The 22,349-nt window shown below is 52.8% G+C and carries 22 protein-coding genes and 1 tRNA gene; 11 read left to right on the forward strand and 12 right to left on the reverse strand.

The features are described 5' to 3' along the window. The first annotated feature begins 13 nt into the window (after positions 1–13). Together IAE27_RS24110 and IAE27_RS24115 are read left to right on the forward strand one after the other, a co-directional pair. Positions 14–346, forward strand: coding sequence for a DUF1971 domain-containing protein (locus IAE27_RS24110; protein WP_004103600.1), 333 nt, complete (start codon positions 14–16; stop codon positions 344–346). A gap of 1 nt (position 347) precedes the next feature. Then, positions 348–686 (forward strand): DUF1869 domain-containing protein, encoded by a 339-nt coding sequence (locus IAE27_RS24115; RefSeq protein WP_004113900.1) that lies wholly within the window; start codon positions 348–350, stop codon positions 684–686. Positions 687–804: 118 nt separating this feature from the next. On the opposite strand, the gene IAE27_RS24120 is transcribed toward IAE27_RS24115, so the two are convergent. Then, positions 805–1,503: a GntR family transcriptional regulator gene (locus IAE27_RS24120; protein WP_070556794.1), complete on the reverse strand. Its 699-nt coding sequence runs from the start codon at positions 1,501–1,503 to the stop codon at positions 805–807. A gap of 259 nt (positions 1,504–1,762) precedes the next feature. Here IAE27_RS24120 and IAE27_RS24125 point away from each other — a divergent pair, with 259 nt between their 5' ends. Both IAE27_RS24125 and IAE27_RS24130 read left to right on the forward strand, forming a co-directional pair. Further along, complete coding sequence (locus IAE27_RS24125) at positions 1,763–3,298, forward strand: PTS transporter subunit EIIC (RefSeq protein WP_200092902.1); 1,536 nt, start codon at positions 1,763–1,765, stop codon at positions 3,296–3,298. 11 nt (positions 3,299–3,309) lie between these two features. Then, positions 3,310–4,638 (forward strand): 6-phospho-alpha-glucosidase, encoded by a 1,329-nt coding sequence (locus tag IAE27_RS24130; protein ID WP_023321262.1) that lies wholly within the window; start codon positions 3,310–3,312, stop codon positions 4,636–4,638. Between the two features lie 38 nt (positions 4,639–4,676). Here IAE27_RS24130 and IAE27_RS24135 read toward each other — a convergent pair whose 3' ends face one another. The 9 genes from IAE27_RS24135 to IAE27_RS24175 form a co-directional block, all read right to left on the reverse strand. Beyond that, positions 4,677–6,134: an EAL domain-containing protein gene (locus IAE27_RS24135; protein ID WP_185939909.1), complete on the reverse strand. Its 1,458-nt coding sequence runs from the start codon at positions 6,132–6,134 to the stop codon at positions 4,677–4,679. Then, on the reverse strand, positions 6,121–7,026 hold the full coding sequence (locus IAE27_RS24140; protein WP_004103588.1) for a fimbrial protein: 906 nt from the start codon (positions 7,024–7,026) through the stop codon (positions 6,121–6,123). The genes IAE27_RS24135 and IAE27_RS24140 overlap by 14 nt, the downstream gene beginning before the upstream one ends. Before the next feature lie 17 nt (positions 7,027–7,043). Continuing rightward, complete coding sequence (locus IAE27_RS24145; RefSeq protein WP_032728434.1) at positions 7,044–7,544, reverse strand: fimbrial protein; 501 nt, start codon at positions 7,542–7,544, stop codon at positions 7,044–7,046. Between the two features lie 12 nt (positions 7,545–7,556). Continuing rightward, positions 7,557–8,084: a fimbrial protein gene (locus tag IAE27_RS24150; protein ID WP_200092914.1), complete on the reverse strand. Its 528-nt coding sequence runs from the start codon at positions 8,082–8,084 to the stop codon at positions 7,557–7,559. A gap of 13 nt (positions 8,085–8,097) precedes the next feature. Further along, on the reverse strand, positions 8,098–10,725 hold the full coding sequence (locus IAE27_RS24155) for a fimbrial biogenesis usher protein (RefSeq protein ID WP_200092903.1): 2,628 nt from the start codon (positions 10,723–10,725) through the stop codon (positions 8,098–8,100). Positions 10,726–10,796: 71 nt separating this feature from the next. Next, positions 10,797–11,480: a fimbria/pilus periplasmic chaperone gene (locus tag IAE27_RS24160; RefSeq protein WP_181879935.1), complete on the reverse strand. Its 684-nt coding sequence runs from the start codon at positions 11,478–11,480 to the stop codon at positions 10,797–10,799. Positions 11,481–11,556: 76 nt separating this feature from the next. Next, entirely contained in the window at positions 11,557–12,096 is a 540-nt protein-coding gene (locus IAE27_RS24165; RefSeq protein WP_004103578.1) for a fimbrial protein, read from the reverse strand. Positions 12,097–12,168: 72 nt separating this feature from the next. Further along, positions 12,169–12,711: a type 1 fimbrial major subunit FimA gene (gene fimA / locus IAE27_RS24170; protein WP_004103576.1), complete on the reverse strand. Its 543-nt coding sequence runs from the start codon at positions 12,709–12,711 to the stop codon at positions 12,169–12,171. 39 nt (positions 12,712–12,750) lie between these two features. Then, positions 12,751–13,251: a helix-turn-helix transcriptional regulator gene (locus IAE27_RS24175; RefSeq protein ID WP_016808355.1), complete on the reverse strand. Its 501-nt coding sequence runs from the start codon at positions 13,249–13,251 to the stop codon at positions 12,751–12,753. 800 nt (positions 13,252–14,051) lie between these two features. On the opposite strand from IAE27_RS24175, the gene IAE27_RS24180 reads away from it, so the two are divergent. Further along, positions 14,052–14,873 carry a winged helix-turn-helix domain-containing protein gene (locus IAE27_RS24180; protein WP_200092905.1) on the forward strand — a complete coding sequence of 274 codons (822 nt, stop codon included), beginning with the start codon at positions 14,052–14,054 and terminating at the stop codon, positions 14,871–14,873. Continuing rightward, complete coding sequence (locus IAE27_RS24185) at positions 14,857–15,342, forward strand: hypothetical protein (protein WP_023321256.1); 486 nt, start codon at positions 14,857–14,859, stop codon at positions 15,340–15,342. Before IAE27_RS24180 ends, IAE27_RS24185 begins: the two co-directional genes overlap by 17 nt. Positions 15,343–15,498: 156 nt before the next feature. Here IAE27_RS24185 and IAE27_RS24190 read toward each other — a convergent pair. Then, positions 15,499–15,574, reverse strand: a tRNA-Asn gene (locus IAE27_RS24190). Between the two features lie 329 nt (positions 15,575–15,903). Between IAE27_RS24190 and nac the strand changes: the two genes are divergently transcribed. The 3 genes from nac to ldtA all read left to right on the forward strand — a co-directional run bounded on the left by nac (position 15,904) and on the right by ldtA (position 18,880). Continuing rightward, positions 15,904–16,821 (forward strand): nitrogen assimilation transcriptional regulator NAC, encoded by a 918-nt coding sequence (nac, locus tag IAE27_RS24195; RefSeq protein WP_004113879.1) that lies wholly within the window; start codon positions 15,904–15,906, stop codon positions 16,819–16,821. A 106-nt stretch (positions 16,822–16,927) separates the two neighbouring features. Continuing rightward, complete coding sequence (gene cbl / locus IAE27_RS24200) at positions 16,928–17,878, forward strand: HTH-type transcriptional regulator Cbl (RefSeq protein WP_016808354.1); 951 nt, start codon at positions 16,928–16,930, stop codon at positions 17,876–17,878. Positions 17,879–17,956: 78 nt separating this feature from the next. Then, positions 17,957–18,880: a L,D-transpeptidase gene (ldtA, locus tag IAE27_RS24205; RefSeq protein ID WP_004103567.1), complete on the forward strand. Its 924-nt coding sequence runs from the start codon at positions 17,957–17,959 to the stop codon at positions 18,878–18,880. Positions 18,881–18,997: 117 nt separating this feature from the next. Here the strand turns inward: ldtA and IAE27_RS24210 are convergent, their stop codons facing one another. Further along, positions 18,998–19,606 (reverse strand): glutathione S-transferase family protein, encoded by a 609-nt coding sequence (locus tag IAE27_RS24210; RefSeq protein WP_064344574.1) that lies wholly within the window; start codon positions 19,604–19,606, stop codon positions 18,998–19,000. 177 nt (positions 19,607–19,783) lie between these two features. Here IAE27_RS24210 and IAE27_RS24215 point away from each other — a divergent pair, with 177 nt between their 5' ends. Further along, on the forward strand, positions 19,784–20,689 hold the full coding sequence (locus IAE27_RS24215; protein ID WP_108704838.1) for a LysR substrate-binding domain-containing protein: 906 nt from the start codon (positions 19,784–19,786) through the stop codon (positions 20,687–20,689). Between the two features lie 424 nt (positions 20,690–21,113). After that, positions 21,114–22,346: a multidrug effflux MFS transporter gene (locus tag IAE27_RS24220; protein ID WP_004113876.1), complete on the forward strand. Its 1,233-nt coding sequence runs from the start codon at positions 21,114–21,116 to the stop codon at positions 22,344–22,346. Positions 22,347–22,349 lie beyond the last annotated feature (3 nt).

Consider the following 22,349-nt stretch of genomic DNA (forward strand, 5'->3'; position numbering starts at 1 on the left):
GAGAGGCAGAATCATGCAGCGAATCATCATCCCGACCCACTATGTGCATACCCGTAGCACCCCGCTGTGGACAAAAGAGACGGCGCCAGCGTCGATCTGGAAGCGGCATCTGGACGCGGGCACCCGGCAGGGCGTCTACCCACGACTGTCGGTGATGCGCGGCGCGATACGCTATCTGGGCTACGCTGATGAGACCAGCCCGGATCCGGTCGAAACCCTGACCATTGCTGAAGGGGAGTTTGGCGTTTTCCCACCCGAAAAATGGCACTGCATTGAGGCGTTAACGGAAGACACCGTATTTAACGTCGACTTTTACGTTGATCCTAAAATTCTTATCGAGGGATAATATGAACAGTGAAAATAAAGGTTATGCGTTAGCGGTAATCAACGGCAATAATAAAGATAAAAAAGAAAAAGTGTATCTTAAACCCATGGCCCTGTACGTGCCTGATATCGCGGCGCAGGCCATCGCTGAGCTTATTTCTGATCTCTCAGTGGATAACGCCGGGGATAAGGGATTTATCGTAACGGTAACCAACAATAATAATGGCGTGTCGGTCGACAGTGAATTTGCAACTTTGGCTGAATTGCAGGATCCGCAGACGGCTGCCGATGCGGTAAAAGATCTGATTAATATCGTGCGCGGCTACGAGTCCGACGAAGAGACTAACGTCTGCGGCTGGTAAGCGTAACGGAGCCGAACCGCCAGCTGCCGCTTCGCAACCTTGCCGCAGACCTGCTGGCGGGCATCACGGCTGAGAGACGCGCCGCTGGAGAAGCCGAAACTCCGGGCTTAACTATCCTTCAACGGCGAGTGATATGTTTTACATTGTATTTATTGGTATTTTGGTAAATATCGGATAAATCGACGATGAGATTATTCTGCGCATAGCTGATCGATTGCACGCGTAGCAGCAGGCTGTTTTGCGCAACCTGCAGGAGTTCCGCTTGTTCGCGGGTGGCCAGAATCGGGGAATAGCTACGGTGGCTTTCCAGAATGGTGATGTTGCACTCCTTCTTGAAGTAGTTAAATTTTGACCTTTCCAGATTTCCGATGCTAAGCCATGGGAAAATCGCTACCGGTATATAGCTGTTTTCTATCAGAATGGGCACGTCATCAATCATCCGAATGCGCCTGACATAATAGACTTTTTCTCCGGGCTCAATTTTTAACTGTTGTGCGATGGCCAGAGGCGCATCGAGCATAGTGAACTCGATGACCTTGTTGCGATAGTTGGTCTCGCCAACGATATGCATCTGATAGTTGAACCCATCAAGCTCCCCGCCGTGATAATTGCTCTTTCGCGCAACGTATGAACCACTGCCGTGGCGTTTGACGATCAATTTTTCCCTTTCCAGCAGCGTTAGCGCTTTGCGGATGGTCATCACTGATACCTGTAGCTCGCTGGCTAACGCTTTCTCGCTCGGTAACGCATCTCCGACTTCAAACTCATCGCTGTTGATGCGATTTTTCAGCCGTTCGGCAATGGATTTGTATATCACTTATAGATGTCTCATAGCGAAGTGAATTGTTGGGGAATAAATGTAACTATATGATTTTTATATTTAATATTTTTATTCGCAAGGTGTTCATAAACTGGTCATCTAGTTATTTGTTTTTATTTATATATCTATTACTTCCGAAGATATATGACTTTCATCACAGATGACGCTTTATCTCCTCTGATTAATCCTCTCTGGCGCATAGGCTGATTCGCAAGTTCTGAGCGCTGGCAGTCGATAAGCAGGAGAGGGGAAGAGGATGGTCGGGGTAAAAAAATTACAAGATTTTTCCAGGGCGATGATTGGGCCGGTTTTATATCTGCCGGTTGTGGGTCTATTGATTGCGTTGCTCAGTATGACCACCAATAAATTATGGGTGGCAGAAGACAGCTCGCTTTTCCTGCTGGGGAAATATGTTTCCAGTATGCTCTGGGCAATCATGAACAATCTTGGCTTCTTCTTTTGCCTCGGTCTGGCGAGCGGGCTGGCAAAAACTCGCAAAGCGGAAGCCGCGTTTGTCGCCGCAATGACCTGGTTTATGTACCTGGCGGCCAACAATAGCTGGCTTACTCTGACCGGGCGGCTTGTTGAGGGGAGCAGCAACGCGCAGCTTTACGGCAGCGGGCAAACCTTTATTTTCGGTTTCCAGGTCATCGATATGGGCGTGTTTCTTGGCATCATTCTGGGCTGCGCGATGGCTTTCATTCATAACCGCTTTGTCGATATCGAGTTTCGCGGCGCATTCTCAATGTATGGCAACAGTAAGCTGGTTCTGATCGTAATGATCCCGCTGGTCGGCGTGTTTGCCATCGCCACGGTCTATTTCTGGCCAATTGTTGAACACGGTATATCGGCGCTGACCGGCGTCATGAAAACTTTCGGCGCCGCCGGCGTTTTTCTGTATGGTTTTCTCAATCGTTTTCTTATCCCGACCGGTTTACATCATCTCATTTGGTCACCCTTCGTTTTTACCTCTATTGGCGGACAGCTGTTAATTGATGGGCAGACGATAGTCGGAGCAAAGCCCATTTTCCTCGCTGAAATTGCCGGTAACACCGGGGGAGCGTTAAGCGACTCGGCGCGATTCCTGACCTATGGAATGGTCAAAATTTTTGGCACGGCCGGAATGGCCCTGGCCTTTTATAAGACGGCGAAACCTGAAAATAAACAAAAGTTGAAAGTCACGCTTATCCCGCTGATTGTGACCTCCTTCCTCGTCGGGATAACCGAACCTTTTGAGTTTTTATTTATCTTCACCGCACCGGTGTTATGGCTGGTTTATTCGTTAGTGGATGGCTTTTTCCAGATGCTGGCGTGGCTGCTCGATGTTCGGGTCTGCGCAACCAACGGCATTATCGATTTTATTGTTTATAACATACCGGCGGGAGCCCATCTGACGCGCTGGCCTGTTTTTGTCGCCCTGGGGTTAGCGGAAACAGCGGCGATGTATTTTATCGGTAAATTCCTGATTCTGCGTTTCAGGATGCGCACGCCAGGCCAGGAACAACAGGATGAGGCGCTAAGCCGAGCGGCGAGCGCAAGTGCCCCAGCCAAGACTTCCGGTGAACAGGTCATTCAGGGGCTTGGCGGGAAAGACAATGTGTGTTCTGTCGGCAATTGTTTTACCCGACTTCGGGTTGACGTGCGGGATCCGGCATTAATTCAGGAACATATTCTGAAAACCAGCGGCGGTACCAGCGTCATTATCAAAGGTAATCACGTTCAGGTTATTTATGGTTTAGGGGTGAATAAAATCCGTAATGCTGTGGATCGCTATTTAGATGTACATGAATAATGAGGTGGAAGATGCAAAATAAATTTGTTGTTACGATAGCTGGCGGCGGCAGTACCTATACTCCAGGGATTATTATGATGCTGCTGGAAAATATGGACAGATTTCCGCTGAGCGAAATTCGTCTCTATGATAATCATCACGATCGCCAGCGCGTGATCGGTGAAGCCTGCGCGATTCTGGTGGCTGAACGTTATCCGCAAGTGGCTTTTAGCTACACCACCGATCCGCAGGAAGCTTTTACCGGCGTTGATTTTGTGATGGCCCATATTCGCGTCGGCCTCTATGAGATGCGCGAAAAGGACGAGAAAATACCGCTTAAGCATGGCGTGATTGGCCAGGAAACCTGTGGCCCTGGCGGTATCGCTTATGGTATGCGTTCCATTGCCGGGGTACTTGAACTGGTTGACTATATGGAAACGTACTCCCCCGGCGCGTGGATGCTCAACTATTCCAATCCGGCGGCGATCGTTGCCGAGGCCACTCGTCGATTACGGCCAGCGGCTAAAATTATTAATATCTGCGATATGCCGGTGGCAATTGAAGGATTATTCGCCGATATCCTTGGTCTGAAATCACGTAAAGAGATGAACGTGCGTTATTTCGGCCTCAACCATTTCGGCTGGTGGACCAGCATTACCGATAAGGCCGGTAATGATTTAATGCCGACGTTAAAAAAGCATGTGTCTGAGCTGGGGTATTGCAGTCCGAAAGAGGATTTTCAGCACAAAGCGCCAAGCTGGATTGAGACCTTCAAAAAGGTGAAGGACGTCTTTGCGCTGGATACGGACACGTTGCCCAATACCTACCTAAAATACTATTTTTATGCCGACTACGAGGTAGCCCACTCGGACCCGAACTTTACGCGCGCGAATGAGGTGATGGCCGGGAGAGAGAAAGAGGTATTCGATATGGCGAAAGACATTGTCGCCCGGCGGAGCGCCAAAGCGGCGCATTTCCATGCCGGGGCGCATGCCACCTTTATTGTCGATCTCGCCTGCGCCATCGCCTTTAATACCCAAGAAAGAATGCTGTTGATTGTAGAGAACAACGGCGCTATCGCGAATTTTGACGAGACCGCGATGGTTGAAGTGCCTTGCCTGGTCGGCGTTAACGGTCCCGAACCGCTGGCGATGGGGAAAATACCGCTGTTTCAAAAGGGGCTGATGGAGCAGCAGGTGGCGGTGGAAAAACTGGTTGTCGACGCCTGGGTTGAAGGAAGCTACCAAAAGCTCTGGCAGGCGTTGACCTTGTCCAAAACGGTTCCGAGCGCGTCGGTTGCGAAAGCTATTCTCGATGAACTGATCGAGGCCAATCGTGGTTACTGGCCGGAGCTGAGCTAAAGTGCTGCTAACGCCCGATGTATTTCATCGGGCGTTACCTACACTGCGATGCCGGACGGATACTCCGCTTCGCCGGAGAGTTGCTGTATGACCTCCGCCACGTTTTCTCTGTCAACCGGCGCCGAGATGGCGTTTCCCTGAAAATGGTCGACTCCCAGCGCTTTCAGTTTGTTGAATTTCTCCAGGCTATCTACGCCTTCGGCAATACAGCGGCTGCCGATCAGCCGGCAGTAGTAGATGAGGCTTTTAATCAGCGCCAGGGCGTGCGCATCGCGCTGCATATCATTGATGATGCCCATATCCAGCTTGTAGGCGTTGAACGTCAACGCCCGCACCGGGAACAGCACGCTGCTTTGCGAGAAGCAGTCATCAAGCATAATTCGGAAGCCGCGCTGCTGTAGCCGGGCCATATTTCCGGCTATTTTCCCGTGGCGGCTGAGGTCGGCATTTTCGGCAAGCTCCAGCACCAGCCGCGGCGATATTTGCGGCTGACGCAGCTGCTGGCGCGCGGTTTCCATCATGCGAATCAGGTTTTCATTGCTGGCGACAGCCGCGGGAATATTCACCGCGAAATAAAATTCACCACTGTACAGATTGATATTCTGCACGGCTTCCTGCAGCACAAACGCGGTGAGCACCAGCCACGCATATTCCGAGCGTAGCTGCGGTAAAAAATCAGCGGGAAACAAAACGCTGCCGTTCCGGCGCCAGCGGACAAGGATCTCCATCCCCCTTAGCTGACGATGTTCATCGGTTATGGGCTGGAAAACCGGGAAAATTTGTCGACTATGGATTGCATGGACAAATTCACGCTCGAAAGCGCAAAGGGCGGCGATGGGCTCGCTTTTCTGTTCTCTTATCTGACTGCCGGGAAAGCGGGCGGCCATCTGCGGGTGGTGTTCCACCATTTTTTTCAATCCTGCGGTTCTTTGATTGTAGAGCGTCTTGTGGCTGATGCCGCGGCGTTTGGCCTGATCGCTGGCGCGGTATCCGCAGAGCAAACCGAGGATGGCGTTCAGCTCCGGCCGGGTTAGCCCGGCAGGGCGCTTACCCAATGCCCGCGCTTCTTCATCTGCCAGCTGTTCAAGGGAAGGATATCCCTCGGGTATGACGTCGCGCAGTAGCGCCGCCAGACAGGGGACCGGGAGGTCGGAGGCGGCCGCCCGCACCGCGGAAAGCTGACGCCGCTCTGCGACCTGGTGTAGCAGGGTGGACCATAGCCAACTGGCCGGGCTGCGGCTGAGAAACAGCATCGGTAGCGGCGTTGCGGACTGTTCCAGCAGCATAGCGGCACGCTTCAGGGTTGAGAGTAGCCGAACAGGGGATTCAGGGAGAAACACCACCAGACGGCGTACGTCAGGGGGCAGCGTCGGTGACGCTGAGGTTAACACCACGGGCCGGGCGCCCCCGTCTTCCATCAACCGCACCAGGCCCTCTGTGACCAGCGAACAGGGCGACAGGATGCCGTCACTCTCCGGGAGGTTATTCGTAAACAAAAGTCACCCCGATAATTGACTGCACGTTACCCGCGGTCACCTGTCCGCTGGTGCGCGCATAGTTGGCGGTTAAGCCAAGGCTGACCGCCGAGGTTCCCACGTTGCCTAACGACACCGTGGTATTCGCGGGAACGACGCTGCCGTTGCGCGTCAGCTGAACGCCAACCCCCAGGGCCGGAGAGGCCGATGCGGTATTGGTAAATATCGAATTGGCCGCGTTCTCCGTAGTACCGGAGAGGTAGTAGCCCAGGTTCTGGTTTTGCGCGCAGTAAACCGTTAGCGGAATGGCGGCCGAAGCGGGATATTCCGGCAGCGTCACCGTCACATCGCGAGCAGAAACGTCGCAGCCGCCGGTTGGCACCACGACATCGTTGTTGGCGTATATGTTCCACACGAACTGGAAGTCGTCGTTATCCTTGTTATTGGTCTGGCGCAGGATCAGGACAGCGATTAGCGAACCGGCGGAAATGGCGACCCCACCTGCGCTGCTGACGGGCGTCAGATAGAGAACGGTAGGCCAGGGTCTATCGACTATCGAGTTGTAGGTCATCCGCGCCGTTTCGCTGGTGGTGGGGAACGGGTAGCTGGTGCCGTTATACCTGACGGTACCGGAAAAGCTCGACAGCACGCCGCCATAGGCCGATCCGCGCTGGAGGGTCACGTAATCGGTCATGGTTTCCGGAAAATCGTTATGACAAAAAATCTGTGTCGAAAGATCCACGACCAGGTTCTGCCCGACGCTGACCGCCGGCGCAAGGTTTACGTACACGTTCGCCGAGCCGCCGCCGATGGGAATGGTCACGCCCGCCGCGGTTTTACAGGCGAAAGACCAGGCGTTAAACGACCAGCCTGCCAGCAGCAGCGTCATCAGAAGGGGGATTATCTTTTTCATTACTCTGTTCTCCTGGCTCAGGCGTAGGTATAGGTGACGTTAATCACCGCCTGAATCGTTCCCTGGGTAGCGCCGCCGTTGACCGTTAGCGCTCTGACCTGTAGCGGGAAGCTGGCGGACTGGGTGGCGTCATCCACCTGGACCTCTTTTCTCGCGCCGGTGTTCAGCGTGGTGCCGCCATTGTCCTGCAGCTCAAGCTGGATGTTGCCGGCGGTACCCTGGTTTTTGTAGTAGCCGGTGGCGTCCGCCGTGCCGCTAAAGCTGGCGGTGACCCGCGAGGTGCCGATCGGACAGTTGCTCAGGTTAAGCGCCACGCTGTGCCAGGGTGAGGAAGAACCGGCGGAGACCAGGCTAAAGGTATAAAGATCGCCGAGATCGACGGTGGCGTTAGCGGTGGAGACCGTGCAGGGTTTAGCCACCACTTTACCGTTAACGGTAATGGTCACGTCGGCGGCGCGGGGGGCGCTGGCGAAGGCCATCATTACCGCCAGCAGCCAGGGTGCATGAGTCCATTTCATTTCAGCCTCCGGTTACTGAAATTCAAGCGTGAAGGTCGCGGTTGCATTAACGTGCCCGGCGGTGACCGGTAGCTGGGTGGCCATTAGCCGGGCATAAAAGTTCAGGGTGTTGGGCTGGCTGGGCGTCAGCGTGGTCCAGGCTATGCCCGATGAGGCTGCGTTGAGCGGCAGCATCGTCTGCTGCGCGTCAAGGATCTGCACGCCCATCCCCGCCGCCGCCGAAGCCCCGCCGTCGAGCTTTAATAGATCGCTATTGATGCTGTCGGCAACGCCAACAAAGCCGACCTTCACCGCGGTAACCGAGCTACCGCAGGGCGACAGCACAATACGAAAGGGGACCAGCGGCGTGGTTGCCCCAACCGCATGGAATTGCTTTGCGGCGTTATCCATCAGATCGACGGTAAAATCTTTTGATTCACCCGCCACGGCGCAGGCGTTATCGCGAACGTAGCCGCTGATAGTAATGGTACTGTCCGCCGCGCCGGCGTTGCTGGCCGCCAGCGAGACGAGGGCGCTCAACAGATACAGGGTTTTTCTCATCATCATGGTTTCCTTAGCGGCACTCCGTGGAGAGCTGGCTCAGCGTCTGGTTCTGATTTTCCGGCGGCAGGCTGTAGCTGGCCTCACAGCTGGCGTTCGGACCCTCGCCCCATTTCGCCCGCACCTTGCCCGCCAGCGGCATCCCGCTCAGGTAGACCTGGCCGTTATCGGCGACGATGCTGCTGCCCTGGCTGTCGTCAGAGGTCACCAGCGCGCCGAAGGGAACCGGCTTCCCGTTATAGATGAGCGACATCAGCAGCTTGAGCCCGACGTGCGCCTTAAATTCCGCGCGGACAATTGCGCCGTGGGTCGGTACTACGCTGGCTACCGCATCGTCCAAATCGACGTTATCGGCCAGGCTATTGGTGTCCAGCGCCACCCGGTTTTCCCGGTATTCGGTGGCGTAGGGCAGAACGGCGTAGCCGCGCCAGTCGGTCCGTACCCCGGTCTGGTTTTCTACCTTCACGCCATCCGCGCCGGGGGCTTTGATCAGCACGACCGTGTCGTTCATCGGCTGGCTCAGGGTGACGCCGTCAGCGTGGGCCAGCACGCCGCCGCTCAGGCCGTAGTAGAGCTGTTTGATACCGTCGCTGCGGCTGTAGCCGACGTTGGCGTTACCGTAGCCGCCGCGGAAATTCAGCGCCGCGTATCCGGTGCCGCCGCTGTTGCCATCGCCGCCGCCGGCGTAGCCGGTCTGTACGCTGTAGCTCAGGTTGTTGTCCTCCAGCAGCGTGCCGTACAGGCCGGCAAGGCTGGTGGTCCTGCCGTTCAGATCGTTGGACATGCTGTAGCTGGCGCTGGCGTGCCGCCACGCCGATTTGCTGTCGGAGCGCATCCAGTGGCTGAACGGAATATTGACATTAAGCGCCAGCATCTGGTCGCGCCCCTGCTGCCAGGCGTTTCTGGTCAGGCTGTAGCTCAGGGTCCAGTTGATATCGTCGACGGCGGCGTTAAGCCCGGCCTGAAGCTGCTGGTCGGCCTTACCGGTTCCCCAGTAGGTCTGGTGACTGCCGCTCAGGTAGAGCGTGGCGGTACGCCCCAGTTGCTGGGTGACGCTGAGCTGTACCCTGCCGCGCTTGTTGTACGCGAGGTTGTAGTAATCGGTGAACTTCGGTTTCACTTCAATCACGCCGTCCTGGGTCTCGACGTTGTAGCCGCTCATCCGGTTGTAGGTGGTGTCGGCGAAGCTGAAATAGCCGCGCGTCGAGTAGCGGTAGCCCACCAGCTGAATGTTGGTGCCGGTATTCGTCAGCGACTTGTTATAGAGGAAACGCACCGACTGCCCCTGATGTTCGCTGTCATCGGGCAGGGTGGCGTTGGCCTGGGTGATATCCAGCGACAGCGCCCCCAGCTCCCCCATGTTTTTGCCGACGCCGAGGTTAAAGGCGCGGTAGCGGTCCGCCAGCTGGGTGCCGCCGTACAGGGTCCAGCCCGCCGGGAGACCGTGCAACGAAGTTCCCTGGAAGAACTTCGGTTTTTCCTGCTGATTGCTGCCGCTGCGGTACTCCCCGGCGGTGACCGCATAGCGGGTATGGCCCTCGCGCTGGAGCACCGGCACGGACGAGTAAGGGACGGTGAAAACCTGGCTGCTGCCGTCGGCCTCTTTGATGGTCACCTGCAGGTCGCCGCCGTTGCCGGCGGAGTAGAGATCGTTGATGGTGAACGGGCCGGGGGGCACCGTGCTCTGGTAGATCTCATAGCCGTTCTGCTTCACCGACACCTGAGCGGTACCACGGGCAATCCCGTGGATAACCGGGGCAAACCCCTTCTGGCTGTCCGGCAGCATGTTGTCATCGGAGGCGAGCTGCGCGCCGCGGAAGTTAATACCGTCGAAGACGTCGCCGTTGGTGTAGCTGTCGCCCAGCGTGAGGCGCGAACGCAGTAGCGTAATATCACGTTCAAGCCACGAGTTGATATGCTGCCATTTATTTTCACTGGTCGACGAACTGCCGCTGCTGCTGTAGCTCCAGGTGGTGTTATCGCGCAGACGCCAGGCGCCGAGATTCAGCCCGCTCTGCAGGTTCAGGTACGCGTAGTTGCTGCTGCCGCCGATGTCGTTATGGACGTTGTTGCCGGTGAAGTTGTAGTTAAGCAGCCCGGCGTTAATCCCGTGGTCCCAGAGCTCGGGCGGAATATAGCCGCGGGCGCGGTTGCCCATAAACGCCTGGGGTACGGTCAGGTACAGCCGCTGCTGCCCGGCATCAAAGCGGGTGGTGGCGTCTTTGATCATTTCGGTTAACGGTATGCAGGCATCTGCCGCCATCACATCGATACCGGTAATGGCGGACGTGTTGACGCCCATGCTGGCCAGCTGTCCGCGCGTCAGGCAGGGTGCCAGTCCGTGGCCTTTTTCATCAACATTAAAGGTAATATCGCGGGTGGCCATATACCCGTCATTGAGGTAGATATCCGCGCGGTAGGTACCCGGCGGCAGCTCCTGGCCTTTTTCAAAACCGGACAGATCCGCCACGGCAGCGGGATCGTCCGCTAAAAAACGTGGGTTGAAATAGAGTTCTGCCTGCGCGTAAAAAGCCGGTGAGGCCAGCAAAAGGGCAAGGGGGATCTGCGCAAATGCGCGAGCAGCTCCTGGAGTAACACGCCGGGAGCCCAGGTGGTCGAGTCCATATTTCAGATGTGACATAGTCCCTCCGGTAAAAGTCGCCCGGCTGTCAGTTCTTATTTTTATTTCCGGGAGAATGGGTCTCCCGTCAGTTATTGGGTCGCGCCCTTCATCCGCGGAGTCAGCGCGCCGTAGTCGTTAATCGTCCGGTATGTAATCTCGCGACCCGCATCGGCGGGTAAGCTGACGCTGGCTTCACCCATCGGCGGAACCAGCGCATTTTTCAGCACCCGGGTACCGGCGTTGAGTTCGGTGACCGTCAGGTAGTAGGGAGTGGGGTTGATCAGCGTAAGCGTGCCTGCGCCGCGGCGAAATTTCAGCTTTTCCGCAGCCTGATCCGGCGGCAGCGCCAGCTTTGCCGGACGGTAATAGAGCTTGATGCGGCTGATGATCGCCAGCTGTAGCGTGTTGTCGCTGAGCTTTGATTTATCCATCGACGGGATCGCTTTGACGTTCATCCAGAACAGCGTTTCCCGATCCTGCGGCAGCTGGTTGCTGGTGGCATCAATGATGCGCAGGGTATTCTCTTTTTTTCCCTGCATGGCGAACAGCGGCGGGGTGATGACAAAGCGGCCGTCCTTCGCGCCGTCGGCATTCTCCACCCATGACTGAATCAAATAAGTGCTCTTTTCGTCGTTGTTGGTGACCGCCAGCTGAACCTGCTTTTGCCCGGCAGGATAGATGACGCGGGTCGCTCCCAGCGCCACGCCGGCCTGGGCCTGAGCGCTAAAACCGCTGGTGGCGAGCAGTAATAGAGCCGCCAGTAAACCGCGCATCCCGCGCCGGGTAGCCAGTGTGTATTTCATGCTTATCTCTTTCTTTTTCAAAATTATTTCCTGTTACCGGCGCTGTTTACTGGTAGGTCAGGGAGAACCATGCCTGAGCGTTGGCCGCTCCCCCGGTTACCTGATTCCCGGTGGCTCGATATTTAGCGACAAAATGCAGGGTGGTCGGGCCGGTGTGCAGCGGCGACCAGCTTCCTGGCGGCGCATTGAGCGGGATCTGGCTGCCGGTTTTATCAAACAGAGCGACGCCCACGCCGGTCGCGATCCCCGGTCCTTCACCCACCGAGAGCACGTCCGGGTTTTTACCATCGGCAACGCCGTAAAACGCCACGCCAACGCGCTGGCTGACGGCGGTGCTGCACTCCTGCAGGTGGATATCGAAGGGGACGGGGTTAGTGTCTTCCCCGGCCGAATGAAACCGATTGCTGCTGATTTGTCCCATATTGACCGTCATCTGGCGGTCGCCCGCTTCAACGCGGCACGACTCGGCAATAACTATCCCCTGAAAGCGCATGTTTCCGCCGGGCAGCATAACGTTCCACTGGTTACCGGCCAGCGCCAGCGGCGGGAGCAGGAATATCAACAGACCTGACTTCATCCTTTGCATCGTTATTACCCTCAGTCTTTTTCGGATAACGGGCCTTCCTGGCCCGATGTGCCTCCCTGCCTGATGAAGAAATTACTCGTACTGCACTTTAAAGGTGGCGTCCGCGTTAGCGGTACCGGCAGTCGCGACGCCTGTTGCAAAGTAGCGTGCCTGGAATGGGATGACGTTGGTACCATTGCTAAGCGTGGTTTGTGCGCCGAAAGACGCGCCATCCAGCGCCAGCGGGGTGCCGGTACGGTCAAGGATCTGTACGCCGACGTTAGTCGCGCCGCCTGCGGCAGAACCCTGCAGGGCCAGTACCGTTGGGTTTGTACTGTTAATCGCCGTGCCAGCAAAAGCGATCGCGGCCTTCTCGGAAACGGTGATATCGCAATCATTCAGTTGGATGTTGAAGCCAACAGGAGAGCTGGTGCTACCCGCGGTGGCAAGTTTCGCTGAGCGCACCTGGCCTAACTGCACGGTTTGATCGAGAGAACCGGCATCAACTGCGCAGGCCGCATTAACCACTTCCCCTTTAAAATGCACCGTACCGCCGTTCACCGTAACGGTATCGGCCAGAGCCGCAGCAGAACTCAGGGACAATGCTGAAATAACGATAAGTGCTAATTTGTTCATGGTAAAACTCCTGTTTATGAATAATCCTGAAGCTATGCTTCACTTGAAAAGACATTTATTGTTGAAAAATAATTTTTGAAACGTAATCCTATTTTTACAGCCTAATTTATTCATCAGGTTGCGGCGATGCGTATAAATAGTCTTAAGTTTCACGCCAAACTCTTCTGCGATCTCCTGGTTGCTTTCCCCTCTGCTTAACATGCTTAACATCTGCTTTTCACGCAGACTTAGCCGGAATTTAGTATGGTAATTTCCTGAGGTCTCTTTCTTTAAAAAGAAATTCAGGATACTTCGGGTATTACTTTTCTTATCAAGTACGGTTATTTTTTCAAATAGTTCGGACTTATAAAAAGCCAGGTCGCTGGATGCAAAGGCGACAATGTTCTTATTCGAGAAGTAAATCCACTCCGAACCCGTAAGATCGTTAGAGTCGAGATCTATAATCAAAAAGAAATTGTCAATAAATTCTTCTCCAAGCAGTTCAATCAGGCCCAGAGTAAAATATTTATCCTTAGATAAAATATTAGTTGATAGAGTCATATCTGAACGCGATCTCATCCTTGGGTTGACCTTTAACTCAACGTTAATAAAACCATTCAGCGAATTAAGAGTAATCTAACATTGCCCACCTCAATGAGGCATGCGGTCGATGCTCTAAAAGAGATAACGGCTGTAGATATAGGTTTATTGTGTTTTATTATTCGAGTTTTTGTTGTTTGTTTGGTGTTTAATTTTACGTGTTGCATATAAAATAGATTTTTATAAATTAAAAATGATAGGGTGTACTTATCGTTAAACCCTGAACAATAGTCACACTCTTTGTATTGGAATTTTCTTAGGGAATATTCCTTGAGTAAACGCGATGATTTTTATCTTTAGCGTATCCGGTTTTTTTTAATTACTGAAAATATCCCGACAAGAGACTCGGGAAGTGACCTCTCCCGCTAAATTTAGAACGTTAATCATGAGGGTGATAATATCATCGTAGATAATTTCATACGTCATGAAATTAATTACGCGACGTTATCATTCCATTAGCCTTTAAATTTCTCTTTTCTACACCTCCGGAGCATTTTCAGCTCAGATTTCACGAAACCCCACTCACTCGATACGGTTATTTCTGCGTTCAGTTAATACTGATAAGCCCGGCGCGCCGCTGGTTTCGATGAGAGCTATAGTACCATTGTGATTTATTTTAGTTATATGTATTCTGTTTTATCGATTTTTAGGAGCTATAATTTAATTTACAAGTAAAATACCGTTATATACAGCATAAAATGCTATGTGTGCAGATGTTTTGCGGACGGTGTGCGGCTGAGGATAATTTGTAAGGCTAGTTTATGATGTACAAAATTCAAGGGACGATCTATTTCAGAAGTGATGACGGCCTGATGTGGCTTGATGAGGATGCATCCGTCACGCTAACAGCAACCACCGGTCGCCTGCTTAAGTTCCTTTTAGACCACAGAGAGCATGTGATTTACAGGAATGAGATACTTGAAAAAGTGTGGGACGCACATGGGCTGCGGACGTCCAGTCATAGCCTCAATAAGTATATTTCAGATCTGAGAGCCGTTTTCAGAAACCTGGGCTGCACCGAGGAGATTATCGTTACCGTTCCGCGGGTGGGTTTTATGATATCTGCAGCCATTGTTATTGAAAGAATGGATTATCCTGCTCTCGCGGTAAATGACGAAAGCGAAGGAGAAGCGGCGGTTGTCGGTCGGGGCATCGGTTCAAATGAGGAGAGCGAGACATATTCTGCCGGGGGGGTTAAAAAGGCCCGCTATGCACTACTTGCGCTGTGCGCGTTAGTCATGCTTTTTCTGAGCATTCAAGGCGAACTGTATCGCCCACTCTTTGCCGCAGACGAGGATGAAATCTATTTACTGGGGAGCGTCGATTCATGCCCGGTCAGAACTTTTAACGTAATACCTCAAGAGCAGAAGCCAAAGATGATGGCCCTGGCTCAGAAGCTTATTAAGAAACAAGGAATGCTGTGCACAGGCAATAGTGTTTTTTACTTTAATGTATCAGAGTCTGTATTAAAAGCCTCTGAAGCAAGAGTATTTTTAGCCCACTGCATTAACTCAAAAGTTAAGAAAGGTGATTGGTATTCATGTGAAAACTATTACAGGCCAGATTATGAAATACCAGGATAAAATCAGGACCAAAAGCATTTACATTCTATTTCTGGTGTTGGTGATAGGGTTGATTTTTCTCTGGCTGGTAGGGCATCTTTATCGCAAAGACGACTTTGATTGCTCAGCCAACCTGAGAATTGAATCGACTTCATTTGCCTTTGATGCAAAATTTAAAACCTTCTTGCTTATGCGGGAAAATAATACCGGCTATTTTGATGTATCCGGGAAGGTGCTAGTCGATGACGTGAAGTACAACGTTGAAAGGGCGTACCATTTCAACTATGAAAAGAAAGCGAATAATATTTATCACCTAACCAATACCACAGTCTCTAAGAGAAAGGCCGACACCATGATCGAGGGTATGATGCAGAAAGTCTTTTTTAGTCCCGATCCGGATTCAGGACGCTATATCAAGATACAAAAGATGAAAAACGCCTGGATCGTTCAAAGTCTGTATTCCCCTTCGTTTATCTGTGTAACCAATTGAAGATAAAGGTTTTTAGATCATGGTGTTGTTGCCAGGGGAGTGACGCTCTCCTCGTATGCGATCCGCGCTAAGGCGCTTTCATATTAAAGAAGGCCGTTTCTCTGTCAGATATCTCAGAAAGCAAAAAGCCTGCTTCAAAAGCAGGCTTCTTAAATCTGGCTCCTCTGACTGGACTCGAACCAGTGACATACGGATTAACAGTCCGCCGTTCTACCGACTGAACTACAGAGGAATCGTGTGAACGGGGCGCATATTAACGATGCCCTTCCGCCTTGTCAAAGGGTGAATCGGCTAAGGTCGTTTGTTTGCTGACAATTTCAACAGAGTGCCCGTTTTTTCTGCGTCATGCCGCGTCATGCACCGTTGCAGTGCATTTATACCCCTAATGGGGCATACCGCAATCCGCTGACCGGGCAAAAAAACGCGCTCTGCTATCACTATCCCTTATTACGCGGCTTACAGCGGCGTTTAGCTCTCCGGCCAAAAGCTGGCAAGCAAATTGCAAAACCTTCTGCATCTAAACGGCCAGTGTTGGTACTGGTGTTCCTTACAGGAGGCAAAATGAACTTAAGACGACTGAAGTATTTCGTAAAAATCGTCGATATCGGCAGTCTGACCCAGGCCGCTGAAGTCTTGCACATCGCACAACCAGCGCTGAGCCAGCAGGTTGCGACCCTGGAAGGCGAGCTGGACCAGCAGTTGTTGATTCGCACCAAACGCGGCGTCACGCCGACCGAAGCGGGCAAGATCTTGTATACCCACGCCCGTACTATTCTGCGCCAGTGCGAGCAGGCGCAGCTGGCGGTAAATAATGTCGGTCAAACGCTAAGCGGCCAGGTATCGATTGGCCTGGCCCCGGGCACGGCGGCTTCGGCCATCACTATGCCGCTGCTGCAAACGGTGCGTAACGAGCTGCCGGAAGTGATGGTCTATCTCCAGGAAAGTAGCGGAACCCTCCTCAACGATAAGCTTATCGACGGTCAGCTGGATATGGCCGTACTTTATGAACGTTCCCCGGTTGCCGGGATCATCAGCCAGCCGCTGCTAAAAGAAGATCTCTACCTGGTCGGTACCCGGGATTGTCCCGGGCAAAGCGTGGATCTGACGGCGGTCGCGGAGATGAATCTGTTCTTGCCGCGCGATTACAGCGCCGTTCGCGCAAGAGTGACCGAAGCCTTCACCCTGCGTCGCTTATCGGCCAAAATTATCGGTGAAATTGAATCCATTACCACCCTGACGGCAGCCATTGCCAGCGGCATGGGCGTCACCGTTCTGCCGGAGTCCGCCGCCCGTTCGTTGTGCAGCGCGGCCAACGGCTGGATGGCGCGCATCAGCACGCCGTCAATGAGCCTGTCGCTGTCGCTCAATATGTCGGCTCGCGGCAGTCTGTCGCCGCAGGCGCAGGCGGTGAAGGAGATCCTGATGTCGCTGGTGAGTCGCCCGTCGCTGGAGAATCGTGAATTACAGTTAGTCAGTTGAGCTATATTCCTGAATGGAATAAGTTGCTGGTTTTTATTATTTGTTAGCAAGGACAACAGACTTTAACAATAGAGCATATGTTATGTCTGATAGCCCGGAGGAAAGGGTGAACTTCCAGCAGCTCAAAATTATTCGTGAAGCGGCCCGTCAGGATTACAACCTGACGGAAGTCGCCAATATGCTCTATACATCGCAGTCGGGCGTTAGCCGCCATATTCGTGAACTGGAAGAAGAGCTGGGGATCGAGATTTTTATCCGCCGCGGCAAACGTCTGCTGGGGATGACCGAGCCTGGTAAAGCGTTGCTGTCGATTGCCGAGCGTATCCTCAATGAAGCCAGCAACGTTCGTCGCCTGGCGGACCTGTTTACCAACGATGCCTCCGGCGTCTTAACCATCGCCACTACGCATACCCAGGCGCGCTATAGCCTGCCGCCGGTGATTAAAGCCTTCCGTGAACTCTTTTCTGATGTCCGTCTTGAACTGGTTCAGGGAACGCCGCAGGAAATTGAAACGCTGCTGCACAACGGCGGCGCGGATATTGGTATCGCCAGCGAGCGTCTGAGCAACGATCCGACACTGGTGGCTTTTCCCTGGTTCCGCTGGCACCACAGTCTGCTGGTTCCCAAAGATCATCCGCTGACCCAGGTGACGCCGTTGACCCTCGAGGCGATTGCCCGTTGGCCGCTCATCACCTATCGCCAGGGCATAACCGGCCGTTCACGCATCGATGAAGCCTTTAACCGCAAAGGGTTGATGCCGGATATTGTATTGAGCGCACAGGACTCAGACGTCATCAAAACCTACGTTGAGCTGGGGCTGGGCGTGGGGCTGGTGGCGGAACAGTCGGGAGATGAGCGGGAGTCTGATACCTTTACGCGTCTTGATACCCGCCATCTGTTCGATGCCAATACCGTCTGGCTGGGCCTGAAGCGCGGACAGCTACAGCGAAATTACGTCTGGCGTTTTATTGAACTCTGTAATGCAGGCCTGTCGCTGGAGGAGATTAAACGCCAGGCGATGGAGCCGGAAGAGGCGGCAATCGATTATCAAATTTAGCAGGATGATAAATCAGATATGACATAGCAAACGAAGCTATAATTCATTCACGATAATCGCCACAGAGGAAGGGAAATTGTGCGGCGCGTGAAACTGCTTTGTTCTTTTATTATGCTTCTCACCAGCCAGAGCGCTCTGGCGGTGAGCTACCCGCTGCCGCCGGAAGGAAGCCGTCTGGTAGGCAGCCCGTTGACCATCACGATTCCGCAGAACAATACCCAGCCGCTTGAGGCCTTTGCCGCTCAGTACGGCCAGGGCCTGAGCAATATGCTGGAGGCCAACCCGGGCGTCGATGTGTTCCTGCCCAAATCGGGCACCACGCTGGTGGTGCCGCAGCAGCTTATCCTGCCCGCCACGGTTCGTAACGGCATTGTGATCAACGTTGCTGAAATGCGCCTTTACTACTATCCGCCTGAAGGCACAACGGTCGAGGTTCTGCCGATTGGTATTGGCCAGGCAGGGCGTGAAACCCCGCGTAACTGGGTGACCGCCGTTGAGCGTAAGCAGGAGGCGCCAACCTGGACGCCAACCGCCAATACTCGCCGGGAATATGCCAGCCGGGGCGAAAGTCTGCCGGCATTTGTGCCAGCCGGGCCGGATAACCCGATGGGACTGTACGCCATTTATATCGGCAGGCTGTACGCCATTCATGGCACCAACGCCAATTTCGGCATTGGCCTGCGGGTGAGCCAGGGCTGCATTCGCTTGCGCAATGACGACATCAAGTACCTGTTTGATACCGTTCCGGTAGGCACGCGGGTGCAGATTATCGATCAGCCGGTGAAATATACCGCCGAGCCGGACGGTAGCCGCTGGGTTGAAGTTCATGAGCCGCTGTCGCGAAACCGCGCGGAGTATGAATCGGACCGCAAGGTACCGCTTCCCGTCACGCCGGCGATGCAGGCTTTTGTGAAGGGCGAGGGCGTTGATGTGAATCGCGCCGGGCAAGCGCTTGAACGCCGCTCCGGTATGCCGGTGGAGATTGGCCGTTCAGCGTTGTAAGCCAGCAGCGGCTGGTCGCCTTTTCCTGCAAACTCGCAGCAACAGAACGCGCCCGTGGTTTTCGGGCGCCATCGGTTGTCGTGAATAGCGCTCTTTATTATTTCGCTTTAACTCATCTCAGCGATAGGGATGTTTTTTAAACGCAGCATGATTTTCAAATAATTCGGCAAGCGACTGAATGTGACGAAACTCTTGCGCATCAACAATATCGGGGATCCTGGCCTGAATAAAGGTCCAGATAACCGTACTCGTCACGGCAACCTGATCGGGGTCCGTGGCAATCGGACGATCTTCCAGTAGCGTATTCCATTCCCTGCAGGCCGCTAGCAGTTGACGGGTAATGCGCTCTATCCACGGATGATGCTGTTTTTCCGTCGGGCGAAGTTGATGTTCATACACATTTTGCACCGCCTTCTCACCCGCGGCGAGCATAAAGCCCAGTACCTGCAGGTCTCTTGCCAGCGCATCCGCAGCGATCGGCAGGAGTTTTCGCTCCCCGGCTGCCTGTGCTTCGAAATAGTCCAGTATCAGCGATGAATCCATCAGGCGTATTCCGTTATCCAGCACCAACGTCGGCGCTTTGACCGCAGGGTTGATCCGCGAAAACGCGTCAAAGCTGCTGAATACCGACAGCGGATGGCTTTCAAACTCGACGCCGTAAAGTTCAAGAGAAATCGCCACGCGCCTTACATAAGGAGAGTCCATCATGCCAATAAGCTTATTCATGATTCCTGTTTTCCTGTGCTGGTGAAATATGCTGGGGATTAACGCTTCATTACTGACGATGAAAAGACAGTACAGTAAATTCATTCAGGCGAATATCTTCAGTATCTTACGGGTTAGGTTAGTATTACTGACAGGTTATGGGTCACCTTTTAAGCGTCACGGTGAGGGAGTAGTAACATGGCGGATTTTCCCCCAATTGCGAGTTTACGTAGTTTTGAAGCCGTGGCTCGTCTTGGCAGCGTTACGCTGGCGGCGAAAGAACTACACGTTACGCACTCAGCTATCAGTCAGCAGATTAAAGTGCTGGAGGAGAGGGTCGGCTTAAAGCTGTTTATTCGTCACGGTCGCGGCCTGCAGATTAATGAAGAGGGACGACTCTACGCCTTGCAGGTACGCGAGGCCCTTAACCATATCGCTGACGCCACCCGACTGGTGCAGGTAAAGCCCCGCAGACAGGAGCTGACGATAGCGGTGGTACCCTCTTTTGGAGGCCACTGGCTTTTGCCTCGTCTTGAGCGGTTTCGGGTGAAATACCCTCAAATCACGCTGCGAATACAGGCAAACCTGGCGGTCACTCATCTGCAGCAGGAAGGGGCAGATTTGGCCATCCGCATGGGAAAAGGGGACTGGGAAGGCACGGAGAGTCATTATCTTTTCTCCGATGAACTTATCGTTGTGGCTGCTCCATCTTATAACGGCGGTGAGCTACCCCGTACGCCGTCAGAGATAGCGCAGAGCAAGATTATCTTTTCCATGGAATCGTGGAAAACCTGGTGTATCAAGGCTGGGCTTGAAAGAGAGATTGTGCCCGGCGGGCTATGCATAAACGACTCAAATCTGGTGCTGGAGGCCGTCCGGCTCGGTAAAGGTGTTGCGCTGGAACGCCGCTCTTTAGTCCAGGATGCTATTGCCCGAGGAGAGCTGGAACAGCTTACCCCTTTCACCGCGCCTTATCCGTGGCCTTACTGGCTGGTCTCATCGCAAGTTGCAGAAAAGAAAAACGAAGCTGTGCTTTTTAAGGACTGGCTTAGTGAGGAGGTTGTCGCCTGGCGTCAGCAAACGGCAACGGTAGAAGAGAGATAAGAGACGTTTTTTGGTAAACAGTGAAGGTGAGTGTTTTTCTGACGGCTCCCGCAACATCATTCCGCGTAAGTGAGCTTTCACCTTCAGCTGCGCACAGCGCTACCCTTCCGGATGTATGACACTCCAGGACCTCGGTCATTATGAACTATGTCGTGGTTATCTGTTCCTTGCTCAAGAGCACTCCTCATAACGAAAAAAGTTATTGATATCGCGACTTTCAATAATTTACATCTGAGTGAGTGTAACATGCATTATATGTCTTTTTGGTAATTAAATTTGAAAGCAGACAAGCATTATTTATTTATCTTATTGTTTTATATCGATTTAAGTTTGTAATCTATGAATTTTGATTTCTTTTTTGCAATTACTTTCGCTGGTGGTATAGTTATTACAGACCACAGATGGTAAAAGGATTACGCTCATCATGCGACCGAAAGAAGTTCAGGCATCGGCAGTCAGTACGATGTTCAGAGATGAAAGTAGAGGTTTGCTTTCCAGTAAAGTCGTTATTGTTCTGGGTTTACTTAGCGCCGTTGCTGCATTATCCACTGATATGTACTTGCCTTTATTTCCAGCTATCGCCAGCGATCTGCATACGACGCCTGACAAAGTTCAGCTTAGCATTACCGCTTTTATGGTGGGCTTAGGTATTGGGCAGCTGTTTATTGGACCATTATCCGATCATTACGGCAGACGTAAATTATTGCTGGGCGGGATGGCCCTATTAACCATCGCTTCATTAGCAGGCGCTATATCTACGAACATTCAGCTGCTCATTGTTACACGGTTCTTTCAGGGACTGGGAGGAGCTGCTGGTATCGTTCTTTCCCGAGCAATTATTTCTGATCTGTGCCCGGGGACTAAAGCCGCTCGATATTTTAACCTGGTGCTAGCGATACAGGGGATCGCCCCTGTTATTGCACCATTACTTGGTGGAGTGGCTGCATGGTTTATCTGGCCGGTAGTTTTTGTTTTTATGGCTACAATATCATTAGTCTCCACTCTGCTCAGTAGTCATTTTATTAGCGAAACCTTACCCCGTCATCAGCGATTACCTTTCAATCTGAATGAGTTTATCAGTCAGTTTATCGAGTTGCTAAGCAATAAGAAATATATTGGTTATACTCTAATTTTTTCAATCCAGTTTGGGGCGCTATTTGCTTATATATCAGCATCACCATTTATCTATCAATCGGCATTCGATTTATCCTCAGGAATGTTCGCTGTAATATTCTCTATCAACGCCGGAGCAATGATGTTTGGTAGTATAGTCAGCGCTCGCTATGTTATGAAATTTGGTGAAGATAACCTCATAACAATGGGGGTGATAAGCACGCTGGTGATATCTATATTGCTTTGTATCGTTGACAATATTTCTCATTTCCAGTTTGAGATCGCGGCGGTACTACTGTTAATGATGATGTTTACTATGGCTTTGACATTTGGCAATGCCGCGAGTATGGCCATGGCGGCATCCTCTCACTTAAAGGGAACGGGTTCTGCTATTTTAGGGGCTTTTCAGTTTGGTATCGCTGCGATAACCCCGTCACTGCTTGGATTTGGAGACCCGTTGTCATTACTGCCGATGTCGCTGATTATCGCGGGATGTTGTTTAATTGCCATCATGGCATTGTTATTGACAGGTAAAAAAGGATAGTGT

This window comes from Klebsiella sp. S69, assembly GCF_016516145.1.
GTDB classification, from domain to species: domain Bacteria; phylum Pseudomonadota; class Gammaproteobacteria; order Enterobacterales; family Enterobacteriaceae; genus Klebsiella; species Klebsiella oxytoca.